The organism is Schaalia naturae, from assembly GCF_042665795.1.
Classification (GTDB): Bacteria; Actinomycetota; Actinomycetes; order Actinomycetales; family Actinomycetaceae; genus Pauljensenia; species Pauljensenia naturae.
In genome coordinates this window covers 102,782-117,899 of record NZ_JBHTEF010000001.1, presented here as the reverse complement: position 1 = coordinate 117,899, position 15,118 = coordinate 102,782, and the positions used below count along the sequence as shown (strand labels likewise).

Below are 15,118 nucleotides of genomic sequence, written 5' to 3'. Positions count from 1 at the left end.
CGGGCCGGCGCATCCACCCGGGATTGCGGACGGCTCCGGGCCCCCTTGGTACGGCTAATACAGCGGGCGTCCGCCGTATCCGGATCCTCCGGGCGCGGCGCCGTATCCCCCGCCTCCCCACGTCTGGCGCTGGAGGTCGCGGCGCTGCCGGTTGACGCGAACCAGCAGGACGATGCCGACGATCGTCAGCGCCAGCCCCGCCAGCCCGACCAGGCTCGCCCACAGGAGCCCGCGGACACCGGCCTCGGTCATCTGGTCGGCGGACACCCCGGTCACCCCGACGAGGCTGGTCGCCGCCCCGCAGTCCAGGGTGTAGGTCCCCGGCTCGATCCCCGACCCCATGGCGACGGACCCGTCATCCGGCGACTGGAGCTGCAGGACCGTCCCATCACTGCCGGTGAGCGTGCACGAGATCGTGTCACCGGCCGTGGAGGTGACGACGTAGGTGCCCGACTCGTCGACCTGGACGCTGGAACCGCTGGCCACCGTCGTCGCGCTGCCCGTGATCTCCCCCAGGTTGAGTCCCCATGACGGAGCCGACGAGGACCGCCGGCGCCACGATCAGCATGAGGACCGCGCCCGCGACGATCATCACGATCGGCCACGCCCGCGAGGGCAGCGAGGAGCCCGGAACGACGGGCGGAGCATATCCCGCAGCGCCCGCCGGCTGCTGCGGGGCCGCGAAGGGAGACGGCCCGGGCGCGCCGTAGGGTGGCCGCCCCGGCGGTGTCGCGCCCGGAGGCGTCGGCTGGGCTTGGCCGGCCCCGGCCCCGGAGGCGCCCGACGAGGGCGACGCCCCCGCCTGCGGCCACGGCGATCCCTGCGAGGCCTGGGACGTCTGGCCATACTGCGGCCACGGCGTGTGCGGGGCGCCGGACTGGGGCGAGCCCGCGGCCTGCGCGCCGTCCGGCGTCCACTGCGACGAGCGCTGGCCGTAGCGCGGCTGACCAGAGGCGGGCGCGCCCGCGCTCTCGGCGTTCGGTGACTGCTCGGTGGGACCCGTGGACCCGTCAGGGGTGGACATCGCAACCTCGTTCCATGAGTGCCGGTGACCGCTGCTGGCCTCAGTCTAACCGCGGACCCCCGAGCCGGCCCGGAGGCGCTCTGCCCGCAGGGCCGGGACCCCGGGGACGTCGAGCGGAGCCAGCGACGCGGGATCCCGGCCGATCGCGCGCGCCAGCAGCAGGTCCGCCAGCTGAGGATTGCGGGCCAGCGCGGGGCCATGCATGTAGGTGGCGATGATCGGGCCCTGCACGACGCCGTCGCAGGGGGCCTCGGGCGCGGGAGCACCCTGCGGCACGCCGTTCCCGGTGCCCGCCACCACCCGCCCCAGCGGCGCGGCGTCGGGCCCCAGGACGGTGCCGCCGCCGTGGTTCTCGAAACCGGTGAGCCGCTCGGTGAGCCCCTCGATGAGGGGGTCAGAGGCCAGCTCGCCGATCGTGCGGCGCCCCTGCGGGTCGGTGGTGACATCCAGGACGCCCAGTCCCGCGACGCGCTGACCGCGGGCGTCGCGGTACCAGTGGCCCAGCACCTGCAGGGAGGCGCAGATCGCCAGGAGAGGGCGTCCGGCCTCCACGGCCCGGCGCAGGCCGGGCTCCCGGTCGAACTTCTCCGCGGCGAGCGCCTGAGCGGTGTCCTCCCCGCCGCCCATCGTGTAGAGGTCCAGGGAGGAGGGGATCGGCGTGTCGAGGTCGATCGTGAGGATCCGGGCGTCGATGCCGCGCCGGCGCGCCCGCTCGCGCAGGATCCAGGCGTTGCCGGTGTCGCCGTAGGTGCCCAGGACCTCCGGCAGCAGCAGGCCGATCGTCAGCGTGGACTCCGAGGCGGGACGTCCGCGCCCCTCGGCGCCGGTCCCGGCGACGGTTCGGCTCATCGGGAGGCCTCCTCACCGGCGCTGGCGCCCCGGTCGTCGAGCGCGCGTCTGAGGTCGCGGAACGCCGTGTAGTTGGCGAGCAGCTCGACATGGCCCGGACGGCAGCGCGCGATGGCCTCCATCGGGGTTCGGGCGCGCTCCCAGGAGAGCCCCGCGTACTCCATGCGCACGCCCAGGTCGGCGCCCCGCTCCCCCGTGGCGATGATCCTCCGCGGCCGGCCCGTCTCCAGCACCGCGAAGTCGACGTCCCACAGCCAGGAGAGATCCTGTCCGTCGGCCACCTGCCCGTTGACGGCGACGACCACCTGGTCGGCGTCCGCATCCACCATCGTGAGCGCCTCCTGCCAGCCCGCGGGGTTCTTCGCGAGCATCATGCGGACGTCGCGCCCGTCGACGTCGTAGTGGGCGTAGCGCCCGGCGACCTCGCGCACCGCGCCCACGGCCGCGGCCGCGTCCTCCGCCCGGGCGCCCATCGACACGGCCGCGGCCACCGCCTGCGCGGCATTGCCGAGGTTGGCGCGACCCGGCAGCGACAGGCGCAGGTCCGCCCGGACGCCGTCCGGACCGCGCAGCACGGCCCGGGCGCCCGACTCGGGGCGGGCGTCGGCGGTCGTGCCGGGATCCGCATCCTCCAGCCACCAGTCGGGATCGGGCCTCCGGTATCCGGTCGCGGCCTCGGCGTCCGACACGACCCGCCAAGGCCCGCCCTCGTCGCGCACGACGCGCCCGCCACGGGGGAAGCCGACGGAGTCGGCGCCCCATCCCGACCCTGCGGCGACCCAGACGACCCGGCCGGAGTCCCAGGCGGCCGACGCGATGAGCGGGTCATCGCAGTTCGCGACGACCGTGGATCCGGGGTGGGCGAGGACCGCCTCGCGGAGGCGCCTCTCGACGGTCCCGATCTCCCCGACTCGGTCCAGCTGATCGCGAGAGAGATTGAGCAGCACCATGACCTCGGGGTCAACGTCGCGAGCCACCACCGGCAGGTGCATCTCGTCGACCTCGAGGGCGGCCAGCGGGGCGTCGGGCGTCGCCATGAGGGCCGTGACGATCCCCGAGGGCATGTTGTCGCCATTGGTGTTGGAGGCCACCCGGCCGGGGGCGGATCCGGCCCGACTTGGGATCGCGGCCAGGGCGGCGCGCACCATCCGCGTCGTCGTCGACTTGCCGTTCGTCCCCGTCACGGTGACGGATCGACGGCCGGCGGCCAGCTCCGCCAGCACCCGCGGGTCGAGGGCCAGGGCCACCTCGCCCCCGATCATCCCCCCGGAGCCGCGTCCAAGCGCCCGGCTGGCCCCTCGCGCCAGGCGCCCGGCGCCGGTGGCCAGGTGCGAGCGCAGCGAGCGATGCACGGAGTCCTGCACGGTCATGGGGACACACTAGATGATCGGCCCCCTGGGGTGCGCGCACGCTCAGTCGTCGCTGGCGGCGCCCTCGATGACGCGGGCCGTCGCCGTGCCCGGCCGGCTCTCCAGCATCCGGCCGTTCAGGAGGCTCCTGCGCATGCGCAGAGCCGCCGCGACGGCCTGGAGGTTGAAAGCCTCCCACGGGTCCCACGGCACGAGGGCGCCGACCCCCTCGGGGGGCTGGGCCGAGGCGTCCGGCGCCCACATGCGTTCACCCCGCCGCAGGGAGGACACCTCGCCGGAGGAGGAGGCCGCGAAGACGCGGTCCTGGCGCTCCTCGAACCGCGCCAGACGGATCCTCAACGAGGACCGCTCGGCCTCCAGGATCTCGACGCGGCGCTGGAGCTCCATGATGCGCTGGATGCCCGCCAGGTTGATGCCGTCCTCCTGGGACATGCGCTGGACGTCGCGCAGACGCTGGATGTCCCGGCTGGAGTAGCGGCGCCCCCGGCCCTTCGTCCGTGCGGGCGTGACCAGGCCCAGTCGGTCGTACTGACGCAGGGTCTGGGGGTGCATGCCGGCCAGCTCCGCGGCCACCGAGATCACGAAGACAGGCTGGGCGGACGGTGCCGGCGCCTCATCGCCGGCACCGGCGCCGGGCCCTGCTCCCGCTGCCCGTGAGGCCATCCTCCTCGTCTCCCTCCGAGTCGTCTCCTGCACTGTCCGCCCCGGCCCCGTCACCCCGACCGGGGCGGCGGGAGAGCGCCGGCGCTCATGCCTTCGCGCGTTCGGCCAGTCCCTCGCGGGGATCCCAGTCGCCGAGCGACCGGGCGAGCTCCTCCACGGCCCCGCGCTGATCGCGGGTCAGGGACTTCGGGCCGGTCACCTCGATCTCGACGAGGAGGTCGCCGACGGAGCGGCCGCGACGGACGCCGCGACGGCGCAGGCGCAGCACCGACCCGGAGCTCGTGCCCGCCGGCACCTTCAGTGCGACCGTGCTCCCGTCCGGCAGCGGGACCTGGACCTTTGCGCCCAGCGCCGCCTCCGGATAGGACACCGGCAGGTGCATCCGCAGGTCGTCGCCGTCGCGGGAGTACACCGGGTGCGGCTCGACGCGGATGGCGACCACCAGGTCGCCGGCCGGCCCGCCTCCCGCGCCCGGCCGGCCCTTGCCGCGCAGACGGATCTTCTGGCCGTCGCGCACGCCGGCGGGGATGCGCACGGTCATGGAGTCGCCCTCGACGCTCATGCGCACGGTCGCGCCCTCGAGCGCCTGGCGGAAGGACAGCGACGTGGAGGCGCGCAGGTCGCCTCCCGGCCGTGCCGCCGGGGAGGCGAATCCCGTCCGCTGGCCGGCGCCGCCCATGCCCGCCCCGAAGGGCGCCGTGCGCCCGCCGGCGGAGCCCGTCCCGCCGAAGAGGTTGGACAGCAGATCCTCGAAGTCGGCGCCGCCCGCCCCCGTGCCGTTGGTCGAGTAGCGCACGCGGGCGGCTCCGGGGCCGCCGCCGAACATCGCGGAGAAGACGTCCTCGAACCCCCCGGCGCCTCCCGAGCCCGCCGGGCCCGCGGAGAAGCGGGCTCCCCCGCCGGCCATCGCGCGGATCGCGTCGTACTGCTTGCGCTGCTCGGGATCGGAGAGCACCGCGTAGGCCTCGCCGATCTCCTTGAACTTCTCCTCGGCCTTCGCGTCGCCCGGATTCTGGTCCGGGTGCCACTTCCGGGCGAGCTTGCGATAGGCCTTCTTGACGGCGTCCGCGCTCGCGTCCTTCGGGACGCCCAGCGTCTGGTAGAAGTCCTTCTCCAACCAGTCCTGTCCGCTCACCGCATCTCACCCCCTCTGCTGTCTGTCATGTTGGATTCGGATCGATCGTGGAAGACGGCCTCACTGCGGGTTGTGGACCATCACCTTGGCCGCGCGCAGGATCCTCTCGCCCATCCGGTAGCCCGGCTGGAGGACCTGTCCCACCACGGGATGGTCGACCTCGGGACTGGCCTGCGCGAGGAGCGCCTCGTGGACCTGCGGGTCGAAGTCATCGCCGGCCTCGCCGTAGCGCTCCAGCGCGAAGCGGGTGCCGAGGGTCTCCTCCAGCTTCCGGGCGATCGCGGCGAACGGCCCGTCCGCCAGCTCCCCGTGGCTGCGTGCGGCGTCGATGTCGTCGAGGACGCTGATGAGCGCCGAGACGACCTCCTCCTGCCCCGCGACGCGCGCCTGGGAGGCGGCCTCCTTCGAGCGGCGCACGTAGTTCCCGTACTCCTGGTTGAGGTTGTACAGGTCGGCTCTGGCGTGGGCCAGGTCGTCGCCCAGCTTGTCCACCTGGACGACGGCCGCGGCGAGCTCGGAGTCCTCCACGTCCTCCTCGAAGGCCGACATGTCCGGTGCCGCGTCCTGCGGCGAGGCGGGGCCGTCCTCGTCCGCCTGCCGCCCGGACGAGGACGACGCCTCCCCTGCGGGAGGCTCCCCCGGCGCGGGGGCCGCCTCCGCCGCGTCCGCGGCCGCCGGATCCGGAGCGGTCGAGCCGGCGTCACCCGACCCGGCAGCCGCCGGGTCCGCCGACCCGTCCGGCTCCTGCCCGGGCGCCGGGTCGTCGCGCCGATGCGGGTCCTCTGTCACTTGTCGTCATCCTCGTCCACGATCTCGGCGTCGATGACGTCGTCATCGGCGGGCTTCGTCCCCTCCGACGGCGCGCCGTCCTGGTCCGGCGCGGCGCCCTGGGCCTCGGAGGCCTGCTGCGCGGAGTAGACCTCCTGGCCGATCTTCATTCCGGACTCGTTGAGCTTCTCCATCGCGGCCTTCACGGCCTCGATGTCCTCGCCCTTCAGCGCCTCCTTGAGCGCGTCGACGTCCTTCTGGACGAGGTCGCGGGTGCCCTCGGAGACCTTGTCCGCGTTGTCCTTGAGCAGCTTCTCCATGGAGTAGACCGTCTGCTCGGCCATGTTGCGGGTGTCGGTGTCCTCGCGGCGCTTCTTGTCCTCGGCCGCGTGCGCCTCGGCCTCCTTGACCATGCGGTCGATGTCCTCCTTGGGCAGGGCGGACCCGCCGGTGATCGTCACCGACTGCTCCTTGCCGGTCCCCCTGTCCTTCGCGGAGACGTGGACGATGCCGTTGGCGTCGATGTCGAAGGTGACCTCGATCTGCGGGACGCCGCGCGGGGCCGGCGCGATGCCGCCCAGCTCGAAGGTGCCGAGCAGCTTGTTGTCGCGGGCGAACTCGCGCTCCCCCTGGTAGACCTGGATGAGCACGGAGGGCTGGCCGTCCTCTGCGGTGGAGAACACCTCGGAGGACTTCGTCGGGATGGCCGTGTTGCGCTCGATGAGCTTGGTCATGACCCCGCCCTTGGTCTCGATGCCGAGGCTCAGAGGCGTGACGTCGATGAGCAGGACGTCCTTGCGATCGCCCTGGATGACGCCGGCCTGCAGGGCCGCGCCCACGGCCACGACCTCGTCGGGGTTGACGCCCTTGTTGGGCTCCTTGCCGCCGGTGAGCTCCCTGACGACGTCGACGACGGCGGGCATACGGGTGGAACCGCCGACCAGGACCACGTGGTCGATGTCGGACACCGTCACGTTCGCGTCGCGCAGGACATCGTGGAACGGCTTCTTCGTGCGCTCGAGCAGGTCGGAGGTCAGGTCCTCGAGCTTCGCGCGGGACAGCGTCTCGTTGAGGTGGATCGGGCCCTCGGCCGTCATCGACAGGTACTGCAGCGAGATGTTGGTGCTGGTCGCGGAGGACAGTTCCTTCTTCGCCTGCTCGGCCGCCTCCTTGAGCCGCTGAAGCGCGACCGGATCCTTCGACAGGTCGGCGCCTGTCTTGGATTTCACCTGGCCGATCAGCCAGTCGACGATGCGCTGGTCCCAGTCGTCGCCGCCGAGGCGGTTGTCGCCGGCGGTCGCGCGCACCTGGATCGTGGAGAACCCGTCGTCGTCCTTGCCGATCTCCAGCAGAGACACGTCGAAGGTGCCGCCGCCCAGGTCGAAGACGAGGATGAGCTCGTCCTCCTTGCCCTTCTCGAGGCCGTAGGCCAGCGCGGCCGCGGTGGGCTCGTTGACGATGCGCTGGACGTTGAGGCCGGCGATCTGGCCGGCGTCCTTCGTAGCCTGACGCTGCGCGTCGTTGAAGTAGGCGGGGACGGTGATGACCGCGTCGGTGACGGGCTCGCCCAGGTAGGCCTCCGCGTCCCGCTTGAGCTTCATGAGGATCTGCGCCGAGATCTCGGGGGCCGTGAACTTCTTGCCGTCGATCGCCACGCTCCAGTCGGTGCCCATGTGGCGCTTGACGGAGGAGATCGTGCGGTCGACGTTGGTGACGGCCTGGCGCTTGGCGATCTCGCCGACCACGACCTCGCCCGACTTCAGGAACGCCACGACCGATGGGGTCGTTCGCCCCCCTCGGCGTTGGCGATGATGGTGGGCTCGCCGCCCTCCAGCACCGCAATCGCGGAGTTGGTGGTGCCCAGGTCGATGCCGATTGCTCGTGCCATGTCTGATGTTCCTTTCGTGCGGCCGCCCGGCGGACCCCGCTGTGGCGGCGATCCCGCAGCCGTTCGAGATGTATGATTGAGCCTGTTGCACTCAAGTCTAGAGGTTCGGATGCGGTGTGGCAAGCGCGGACGCTCAGACTTGAGTCTCATGTACTCAACTCTGGACGCGGGCACCTCATTCCCTGCCCGCTGGAAGCGCCTGCCGGGCCCGCCCTCGACAGGCGCGCCGACGCCCCCGTCCCGGACGTCCCCGACTCTTTTTGCGCGCAACCGACCGGAATGCGATACTGCGCGGCATGGGCACGTCACATGCGTTGTCGGGACCCGGACCCGCCTGGCGCGGGGCGGGGACGCCCGAAGGAGAGGCCGCTCCCCCCGGGGAGGCCGCCGGATCCGCCGCCTTCCCCCGCAGCCCGCTGCCCGTGGTGCGCGACTCGCCGCTGAACGATCCGAAACCGGATGCGACTCTGCTGGACCGCCAGGTGTGTTTCTCCCTGTATCGCGCCTCCCACGCCCTGGGCGCGGTGTACCGATCCATCCTGGATCCCTACGGCCTCACCTTCCCCCAGTACCTGGTGATGCTCGCCCTGTGGGACCGCGACAGGGTCCCGGTCCGCGACCTGTCGGACCGCGTGTGCCTGGACTCCGGGACGCTCTCGCCCTTGCTCCGCCGGCTCACCCAGCATGGACTGGTCCTGCGGACCCGCGACCGCTCCGACGAGCGCCGCGTGGTCATCACCCTCACCGAGCGCGGGGACGCGATGCGCGTCCACGCCCAGGAGATCCAGGAGCAGCTCCTCTCCGCCACCGGCCTCGACGCCGACGAGTTGTTCACCCTGCGGTCGCTGTCGACGAAGCTCGCCGACACGACCATCGCGCCCCACCGGCCCCCGCACTGACCGGCGCCCGTCCCGCGCCATGGGACAATCGCCGCGTGGAGTGCGCGTACCACCGCTCGGGAGTCTGCCGGTCGTGCACCTGGATCGCGCGCCCCTACGCCGAACAGGTCGCCGCCAAGCAGGACGCGGTCGTGCGCGCCCTGGCCGCCGCCGGCGTGACCGGCGCGGAGGGGATCGCCTGGCTCCCCCCGGCCACCTCGGCGCCCGCCGGATTCCGGACCAAGGCGAAGATGGCGGTGGGCGGGACCATCGACCGGCCGACGCTCGGCGTCCTCGACGCCGGGCTGCGCGGCGTCGACCTCAGCGCATGCCCGATCATGGCGCCCCCGCTGGCCAGCGCCATGCCCGGCCTCTCGCGGTTCATCCGCCGGACGGGCCTCCTCCCCTATGACGTGCCCCGCCGCCGCGGGGAGCTCAAGTACATCCTCGCGACCTGCGCCGACGACGGTGCCCTGCTGATCCGGTTCGTCCTGCGCTCCCGCCGCCAGCTGGGCACGCTGCGACGCGGCCTGCCCCTCCTGCGCGAGCTCGTCCCCGGCGCGACCGTGGTCACCGCGAACATCCATCCCACCCACGAGGCCATCATCGAGGGCCCCGAGGAGGTCGTCCTCACCGACGCGGCCACCCTGCCGATGCCCGTCGGGGACATCGTGCTGCGCGTCGGGCCGCGCAGCTTCACCCAGACGAACACCGCCGTCGCCTCGCAGCTGTATCGTCAGGCGTCCGCCTGGCTCACCGGGGGGGCGCCCGCTGGCGGCGCCGACGGCGCAGCCCCGGGGGCGCCGCGTGAGCTGTGGGACCTCTACTGCGGGGTCGGGGGCTTCGCCCTGCACGCGGCGCGCGCCGGCGTGCCCGCCGTCACCGGGATCGAGATCTCCGGTCAGGCCATCGACTCCGCGCGCGAGGCCGCCGCAGGTCTGGGACTGGCGCCGGACGCCGTCCGCTTCGTCGCGGCGGACGCCACGCGCTGGGCCCGCTCGCAAGGCCGCGTCCCCGACGCCGTCGTGGTCAATCCCCCGCGCCGGGGCATCGGGGAGGATCTGGCCCGGTGGCTCGACGGATCGGGGGTCGCCCGCGTGGTCTACAGCTCCTGCTTCCCAGCGACCCTCGCCAGCGACCTGGCGGCCATGCCCCGCCTCCGCCCCGTCGCCGCCCGGCTGTTCGACATGTTCCCCCACACCGCCCATGCCGAGGTCGCGGTCCTCCTCCGACGCGCCGCCTGAGCGCCTCCGCCCCGGCATCGGGACGCCGGCCCGACCCGAAGGAGGCGCCCTCGTCCCCGGTGCGCCTCCACAGGTCCGCCACAGCAGGGCCACATTGCGCGCCGAGGTCCGCCGGGAAGCCTGTGACCATGACAGATGACCGCTCAGCGAGCGCCTCCGGCCGCCCTCCGACACTCCTCCGCGCCACTGTGCCCCGGACGGAGGGCCCGGCCGTCGTCCTCATCCCCGTCTTCCGTCCCGGCCAGCGGCTGGTGGACCTGGTCGGGGCGCTCCACCGCAGCACCGCCGACCCGCCCGTGGTCGTCGTCGACGACGGGTCGGCTCCCGGCCGGCGAGGGTTCCTCGACGCGGCGCGGGCGGCCGGGGCGGAGGTCGTCGTCCGCTCCCGGCACGGCGGCAGGAGGCGGGCCCTGCGGACGGGCCTCGCCCACGTCGTCGCCGTCCACCCCGGGCGGGGCGTGATCGCGGCCGACGCCGACGGGCGGTCCACCGTGGACGACATCCTGTGCGTGGGCGCCGTCCTGGCCCGGATGGGCAGGATCACGCTCGCGGTGCACGAGGCCTCCGGCGGGACGCTCCGGCGTCGGCATCTCGGCGATGCGGCCGCGAGCCTCGCCACAGGCGTGACCCGCGGGCGGATCGCGGACGCGCCCACGGGCCTGTGCGGCGTGCCCGCGGACCAGGTGGCGTGGCTGTCCACGGCGGGGGGAAGCCGTCTGGGCCTGGCCCTGGCGGGGCGCCGGGTCCCGATGGTCCGGGTCCCGATCCGCCTGCCCGCCGAATCGCGGGCCTCTCAGCGAACCGTGGACCTCGCGCCGACCCTCTAGACTCGACGCGCACACACCACACGAGGAGCGCCATGTCCGTCGAACTCGTCACATCCTCCACCCCGGAGCTCGTCCAGGCCATGTCGCGCCTGATCCCGCAGCTCTCGCGCACCGCCGCGCCGCTGGACGCCCCGGGGGTCGAGCGCCTCGTCTCCCAGCAGAGCGTCCATCTCCTCGCCTTCCGCCCCGACCGGCCCGACGGCGACGGCGCGGGCCCCATCCTCGGGATGCTCTCGCTGGCCGTCTTTGAGATCCCGACCGGCCTGCGCGCCTGGATCGAGGACGTCGTCGTCGACCAGGAGGCGCGCGGCCAGGGTGCCGGGCAGCGGCTCGTCGAGGCGGCGCTCGCCCACGCCCGGTCCCTGGGGTGCCGGACCGTCGACCTCACCTCGCGTCCCTCGCGGGAGGCCGCCAACCGGCTCTACCGGCGCTGCGGGTTCGTCCAGCGCGAGACGAACGTCTACCGCTTCGCCCTGGAGAGCTGACCGCCCCGGACGCGGGCTCCCCGGAGACGCCCCGCGACGAGGGCGGCCCTGACTCCGGCGGACGGGCCGGATCAGCCCGCCAGCTCGCTGCGGCAGATCGGCGCCCCCATCACCGAGCGGCGGATGAGGTCCGACGTCCGCTCCAGGACCTCGCGGTCGTCGGCGCCCAGCAGCGCGAAGAAGTGCTCCTGCGTCACGCGCGCGAAGACGCGCGACGCGGACGTCTGACGCCTGCGGCCCTCGGGCGTGAGCTTGACGACGGTCGAGCGCCCGTCGGTCGGCGAGGGCAGGCGCCGCACGAGGCCGACCTTCTCCAGGCGCGTGATCGCACGGGTCGCGCCCGAGCGCGTGAGGGCCACCGAGGCTCCGAGGTCGCACATCCGGCAGGCCTCCTCCGACCCGCGCAGCTCCGTGAGCAACTCGAAGTCGATGAGCGTGAGCTGCTCCTCCTCGCCCAGCGTCCGGTCCAGGGCGGTCGTGAGCGCGCGGCCCGCGAGGACCCAGCTGCGCCAGGCCCCGGAGTCCTCCGGTGCCAGGCGCGTCTCGGAGCGGATGGGCGCGGCGGCGGTCGTGGTCTGGGACATGCGGCCATCCTAGCAATCGTTGATCGCGCAACAATGGACCAACGTCTCACATCCGACGAGGGCGGGAAAGACCCGAAGGCGGTCAGAACTCCTCGTGGACGGCGGGATCCAGGTCGAGGGCGCGCCCGTCCGGCCGCCCGAGCGCCGTGATCGCCGCCATCTCGTCCTCGGAAAGCTCGAAACCGAAGACGTCGAGGTTCTCCCGCTGGCGCTGCGGATGGGAGGACTTCGGCAGGGGGATCGTGCCCAGCTGCGTGTGCCACCTCAGGATCGCCTGGACCGGGGTGACCCCGTGGGCCGCCGCAACGCTGACGACCACCGGATCGGAGGCCACCGCGTTGCCTCGGCCCAGCGGGCTCCAGGACTCCGTGCGGATCCCGAGCTCCTCATGGAGGCGGAGCCGGTCGGTCTGGGGGAAGGTCGGCAGCAGCTGGATCTGGTTGACGGCAGGGACGACGCCGACCTCGTCGATGACGCGGCGGAGGTGCTCGGGCAGGAAGTTCGAGACGCCCACGGAGCGGATCAACCCCTCCTTCTGCGACTCGACGAGCGCCTGGAAGGCCTCCACGTACCGGTCGACCCGCGGGAGCGGCCAGTGGATGAGGTAGAGGTCCCAGTAGTCCAGTCCCGCCCGGTAGAGGGACTCGCGGACGGCGGCGACGGCCAGGTCGTGCTCCTGGTAGCGCCCCGGCAGCTTCGAGGTGAGCCGAAGCTCCTCGCGGGGCACGCCCGCCCGGCGCACGGCCTCGCCCAGCGCCCCCTCGTTGTCGTAGTTGAACGCCGAGTCGAGCAGCCGGTAGCCGGCGCGGATGCCGGAGACGATGGCGTCCACGCCTTGGGCGCCGCGGAGCTTGTACGTCCCCAGTGCGATGGCGGGAAGTGAGTTGCCGTCATTGAGCGTGTACGTCGGGATCTCGATGTCCATGGGGCAAGCGTAGCCGCGCCGCCCTCGTCGGGCGGGCCGGGCGCCCCGCCTACCATGGAGCCATGCCCGCCCGCCGCGAACTCACTCCCGCCCAGTCCCACGCCGTCGACTACGCCCATTTCCTGGCCGACAGCCCGACCTCCTTCCACGCCGCCGACCTGGTCGCCCAGCGCCTCGTCGACGCCGGGTTCGCCCGCCAGGACGAACGGCGCCCCTGGGACGCCTCCCCCGGCGGGCACGTCATGGTCCGGGACGGGGCCGCCCTGGCCTGGGTCGTTCCTGCGACCGTCGCGGAGGACGCGGGATTCCGCATCGTCGGCGCGCACACGGACTCCCCGATGTTCTCGCTCAAGCCCAATCCCTCGACAACGACCCCCGACGGGTGGGGCCAGCTGGGCGTCGAGGTCTACGGCGGCATGATCTGGAACTCGTGGCTGGACCGGGAGCTGGCCGTTGCCGGCCGGGTCCTCACCCGCGACGGACGCCAGGTGCTGGTGCGGACCGGCGCGTTGGCCCGCATCCCCCAGCTCGCGATCCACCTCGACCGGAGCGTCAACCCCGACGGGCTCCGGCTGGACCCGCAGCGCCACCTGCACCCCGTGTGGACCGTGGACCGCCCCGGCGCCGACGTCATGGACATCGTGGCCCGCGACGCCGGGCTCGCCTCGGCCGCCGACATCGCCGCCGCCGACCTTTTCCTCGTGCCCTCCCAGGGCCCCGGGTTCTTCGGGCCCGAGGGCGAGTTCCTCGCCTCGGGCCGCCAGGACGACCTCTCCTCCGTCCACGCGGGGCTCACCGCGCTGGAGCGGATCGCCGGCGCCGGGCTGCCCCGGGCCGGCGACGTGGCGGTCCTCGCCTGCTTCGACCACGAGGAGGTCGGCTCCTCCACTCGATCCGGCGCGGCGGGACCGGTGCTTGAGGACGTCCTGCGGCGCACGGCCGGGGCGCTGGGGCGCGACGCCGATGAGGCGGCGCGGATGCTCGCGGCGTCCTCGTGCGTCTCCTCCGACGCCGGTCATGCGGTCCACCCCAACTATCCCGACCGTCACGACCCCGACACCCAACCGGTCATGGGCCGCGGCCCGATGCTCAAGATCAACGCGAGCCGGCGCTACGCGACGGACGCGGTGGGCACGGCCCTGTGGAACCGCGCCTGCGAGGCGGCTGGGGTCGCCCACCAGAAGTTCGTCTCGAGCAACGCGGTGCCCTGCGGATCCACGATCGGCCCGATCACCGCGACGCGCCTGGGCGTGACGACCGTCGACGTGGGGATCGCCCTGCTGTCGATGCACTCGGCCCGCGAGATGAGCCACGTCGACGATCTCGCCGGCCTCTCCCGCGCGATCGAGGCCTACTGGCAGGGCGCCTGAGCCCTGCGCCCGCTGGGACGGGTCAGAGGGCGTCCACCGCCCTGACGGTGACGGGGACGTTGCCGCGGGTGGCCTTCGAATAGGGGCACAGCTCGTGGGTGCGCTCGACCAGGCGCTGCGCCTCGGCCGGGTCCAGGCCCGGCAGGCGGACCTCGATGGTGACGGCGATGGCGTAGGACTCGCCCTCCGGGCCGAGAGACACGGAGGTCCGCACGACGGAGTCCCGGACGGCCGCCTTTGCGGCCGGATCCTTGGCCGCCAGGCCCATCGCGCCCTGGAAGCAGGCGCCGTAGCCCATCGCGAAGAGCTGCTCGGGGTTGGTGCCGTCCCCGCGCCCGCCCATGGACACCGGTGTGCGCAGGTCGAGGGCGATGTCGGGGTCGGTGGACGTCGAGCGCCCGGTGCGCCCGCCTGTGGTGTGGGCGACGGCGGTGTACACGATCTTCTCTGGGGTGTTCGTCATGTGACCCATCCCACCACCCCCGGGCCGCGCCCGCAACGGGAGGGCGAGGCGCCGGAGGCCTCGGCGCCGCGTCCGCGATCGGCGGCCGGCTCCCGACCTCCGCGCCCGGCGGCCACGAACTGCGCCTCGGGCGCGCCCGAGAGCGCACGGGAGATGACGCGTCTGAACCGCTCGTTCATCTCCGGCAGCCTGTCCTCGGGCGCGAAGCGCGCCGCCGTGTTCTCCCCGTCCGCCGGATACGGCTCTCCCGAGACCCACTCCAGCCAGAACGCCGTGTCCAGGTAGGTCGAGACGTCGCCGTTGGCGTAGATGACCGGTCCGACGACCTCCAGGGAGACGACGCGCCTGGCCCGCGCGACCACGCCGGCCTCCTCGAGCACCTCGCGCTCGCACGCGGCGGCAGGCTCCTCGCCGGGGTCGACGATACCCGTCACCGGCGTCCACGCCCCGTTGTCCGCCCGCCGCACGCACAGGACGTCGACGCCGGGGGCGTCCCGGCGAGGGCGCGTGACGACGGCCGTGCATCCGGGCATCCACAGGGGCGCGTTGCCGATATGCCGGCGCAGCTCCAGGACGAAGTCGGGAGTGGTCATGGTCGCAGCCTACCCAGCCGGCGAGTCACGCGGCGGAGCAGGCCGATACAGT

The 15,118-nt window shown here is 73.4% G+C and carries 15 protein-coding genes and 2 pseudogenes; 6 read left to right on the top strand and 11 right to left on the bottom strand.

Annotated elements, in window-relative coordinates; all coding sequences use genetic code 11:
* Positions 1–54: 54 nt before the first annotated feature.
* Positions 55–486, bottom strand: coding sequence for a hypothetical protein (locus tag ACFQWG_RS00590; RefSeq protein ID WP_380971190.1), 432 nt, complete (start codon positions 484–486; stop codon positions 55–57).
* Positions 487–527: 41 nt separating this feature from the next.
* Here ACFQWG_RS00590 and ACFQWG_RS00585 point away from each other — a divergent pair, with 41 nt between their 5' ends.
* Positions 528–710: a hypothetical protein gene (locus ACFQWG_RS00585; RefSeq protein WP_380971189.1), complete on the top strand. Its 183-nt coding sequence runs from the start codon at positions 528–530 to the stop codon at positions 708–710.
* A gap of 359 nt (positions 711–1,069) precedes the next feature.
* Here ACFQWG_RS00585 and ACFQWG_RS00580 read toward each other — a convergent pair whose 3' ends face one another.
* From ACFQWG_RS00580 to dnaK, 6 genes and pseudogenes are all read right to left on the bottom strand, one after another.
* Entirely contained in the window at positions 1,070–1,873 is an 804-nt protein-coding gene (locus tag ACFQWG_RS00580; protein WP_380971187.1) for a type 1 glutamine amidotransferase, read from the bottom strand.
* A complete protein-coding gene (locus ACFQWG_RS00575) occupies positions 1,870–3,243 on the bottom strand; it encodes a Mur ligase family protein (protein WP_380971185.1) in 1,374 nt (457 codons plus the stop codon). Before ACFQWG_RS00575 ends, ACFQWG_RS00580 begins: the two co-directional genes overlap by 4 nt.
* A 42-nt stretch (positions 3,244–3,285) precedes the next feature.
* A complete protein-coding gene (locus ACFQWG_RS00570) occupies positions 3,286–3,906 on the bottom strand; it encodes a heat shock protein transcriptional repressor HspR (protein ID WP_380971183.1) in 621 nt (206 codons plus the stop codon).
* 85 nt (positions 3,907–3,991) lie between these two features.
* Positions 3,992–5,041 (bottom strand): DnaJ C-terminal domain-containing protein, encoded by a 1,050-nt coding sequence (locus ACFQWG_RS00565; protein ID WP_380971182.1) that lies wholly within the window; start codon positions 5,039–5,041, stop codon positions 3,992–3,994.
* 60 nt (positions 5,042–5,101) lie between these two features.
* Positions 5,102–5,830: a nucleotide exchange factor GrpE gene (locus ACFQWG_RS00560; protein ID WP_380971180.1), complete on the bottom strand. Its 729-nt coding sequence runs from the start codon at positions 5,828–5,830 to the stop codon at positions 5,102–5,104.
* Positions 5,827–7,697, bottom strand: a pseudogene (dnaK, locus tag ACFQWG_RS00555) (molecular chaperone DnaK). Before dnaK ends, ACFQWG_RS00560 begins: the two are co-directional and overlap by 4 nt.
* 296 nt (positions 7,698–7,993) lie before the next feature.
* Here dnaK and ACFQWG_RS00550 point away from each other — a divergent pair.
* The 4 genes from ACFQWG_RS00550 (at position 7,994) to ACFQWG_RS00535 (ending at position 11,131) form a co-directional block, all read left to right on the top strand.
* Positions 7,994–8,596 carry a MarR family winged helix-turn-helix transcriptional regulator gene (locus ACFQWG_RS00550; RefSeq protein WP_380971178.1) on the top strand — a complete coding sequence of 201 codons (603 nt, stop codon included), beginning with the start codon at positions 7,994–7,996 and terminating at the stop codon, positions 8,594–8,596.
* A 35-nt stretch (positions 8,597–8,631) separates the two neighbouring features.
* Positions 8,632–9,819, top strand: coding sequence for a methyltransferase domain-containing protein (locus tag ACFQWG_RS00545; RefSeq protein WP_380971176.1), 1,188 nt, complete (start codon positions 8,632–8,634; stop codon positions 9,817–9,819).
* Between the two features lie 128 nt (positions 9,820–9,947).
* A complete protein-coding gene (locus tag ACFQWG_RS00540) occupies positions 9,948–10,646 on the top strand; it encodes a hypothetical protein (protein ID WP_380971174.1) in 699 nt (232 codons plus the stop codon).
* A 32-nt stretch (positions 10,647–10,678) separates the two neighbouring features.
* The gene (locus tag ACFQWG_RS00535) at positions 10,679–11,131 is read left to right on the top strand and encodes a GNAT family N-acetyltransferase (protein WP_380971172.1); all 453 of its coding nucleotides are present in this window, start codon (positions 10,679–10,681) and stop codon (positions 11,129–11,131) included.
* A 71-nt stretch (positions 11,132–11,202) separates the two neighbouring features.
* Here ACFQWG_RS00535 and ACFQWG_RS00530 read toward each other — a convergent pair whose 3' ends face one another.
* Together ACFQWG_RS00530 and ACFQWG_RS00525 are read right to left on the bottom strand one after the other, a co-directional pair.
* A complete protein-coding gene (locus tag ACFQWG_RS00530) occupies positions 11,203–11,715 on the bottom strand; it encodes a MarR family winged helix-turn-helix transcriptional regulator (protein ID WP_380971170.1) in 513 nt (170 codons plus the stop codon).
* An 82-nt stretch (positions 11,716–11,797) separates the two neighbouring features.
* Positions 11,798–12,640: an aldo/keto reductase gene (locus ACFQWG_RS00525; RefSeq protein WP_291497812.1), complete on the bottom strand. Its 843-nt coding sequence runs from the start codon at positions 12,638–12,640 to the stop codon at positions 11,798–11,800.
* A 62-nt stretch (positions 12,641–12,702) separates the two neighbouring features.
* Here ACFQWG_RS00525 and ACFQWG_RS00520 point away from each other — a divergent pair, with 62 nt between their 5' ends.
* On the top strand, positions 12,703–14,010 hold the full coding sequence (locus tag ACFQWG_RS00520; RefSeq protein WP_380971167.1) for a M18 family aminopeptidase: 1,308 nt from the start codon (positions 12,703–12,705) through the stop codon (positions 14,008–14,010).
* Between the two features lie 22 nt (positions 14,011–14,032).
* On the opposite strand, the gene ACFQWG_RS00515 is transcribed toward ACFQWG_RS00520, so the two are convergent.
* Positions 14,033–14,473, bottom strand: coding sequence for an organic hydroperoxide resistance protein (locus tag ACFQWG_RS00515; RefSeq protein WP_380971165.1), 441 nt, complete (start codon positions 14,471–14,473; stop codon positions 14,033–14,035).
* 107 nt (positions 14,474–14,580) lie between these two features.
* Positions 14,581–15,066, bottom strand: a pseudogene (locus ACFQWG_RS00510) (NUDIX hydrolase); the annotation flags it as partial.
* Positions 15,067–15,118 lie beyond the last annotated feature (52 nt).

What these genes read in the sequence shown, in the direction of transcription:
- ACFQWG_RS00585 (WP_380971189.1), top strand. Translation starts at nt 528, where the DNA reads ATGACGGAGCCGACGAGGACCGCCGGCGCCACGATCAGCATGAGGACC.
- ACFQWG_RS00580 (WP_380971187.1), bottom strand. Translation starts at nt 1,873, where the DNA reads ATGAGCCGAACCGTCGCCGGGACCGGCGCCGAGGGGCGCGGACGTCCC.
- ACFQWG_RS00575 (WP_380971185.1), bottom strand. Translation starts at nt 3,243, where the DNA reads ATGACCGTGCAGGACTCCGTGCATCGCTCGCTGCGCTCGCACCTGGCC.
- ACFQWG_RS00570 (WP_380971183.1), bottom strand. Translation starts at nt 3,906, where the DNA reads ATGGCCTCACGGGCAGCGGGAGCAGGGCCCGGCGCCGGTGCCGGCGAT.
- ACFQWG_RS00550 (WP_380971178.1), top strand. Translation starts at nt 7,994, where the DNA reads ATGGGCACGTCACATGCGTTGTCGGGACCCGGACCCGCCTGGCGCGGG.
- ACFQWG_RS00540 (WP_380971174.1), top strand. Translation starts at nt 9,948, where the DNA reads ATGACAGATGACCGCTCAGCGAGCGCCTCCGGCCGCCCTCCGACACTC.
- ACFQWG_RS00535 (WP_380971172.1), top strand. Translation starts at nt 10,679, where the DNA reads ATGTCCGTCGAACTCGTCACATCCTCCACCCCGGAGCTCGTCCAGGCC.
- ACFQWG_RS00530 (WP_380971170.1), bottom strand. Translation starts at nt 11,715, where the DNA reads ATGTCCCAGACCACGACCGCCGCCGCGCCCATCCGCTCCGAGACGCGC.
- ACFQWG_RS00525 (WP_291497812.1), bottom strand. Translation starts at nt 12,640, where the DNA reads ATGGACATCGAGATCCCGACGTACACGCTCAATGACGGCAACTCACTT.
- ACFQWG_RS00520 (WP_380971167.1), top strand. Translation starts at nt 12,703, where the DNA reads ATGCCCGCCCGCCGCGAACTCACTCCCGCCCAGTCCCACGCCGTCGAC.
- ACFQWG_RS00515 (WP_380971165.1), bottom strand. Translation starts at nt 14,473, where the DNA reads ATGACGAACACCCCAGAGAAGATCGTGTACACCGCCGTCGCCCACACC.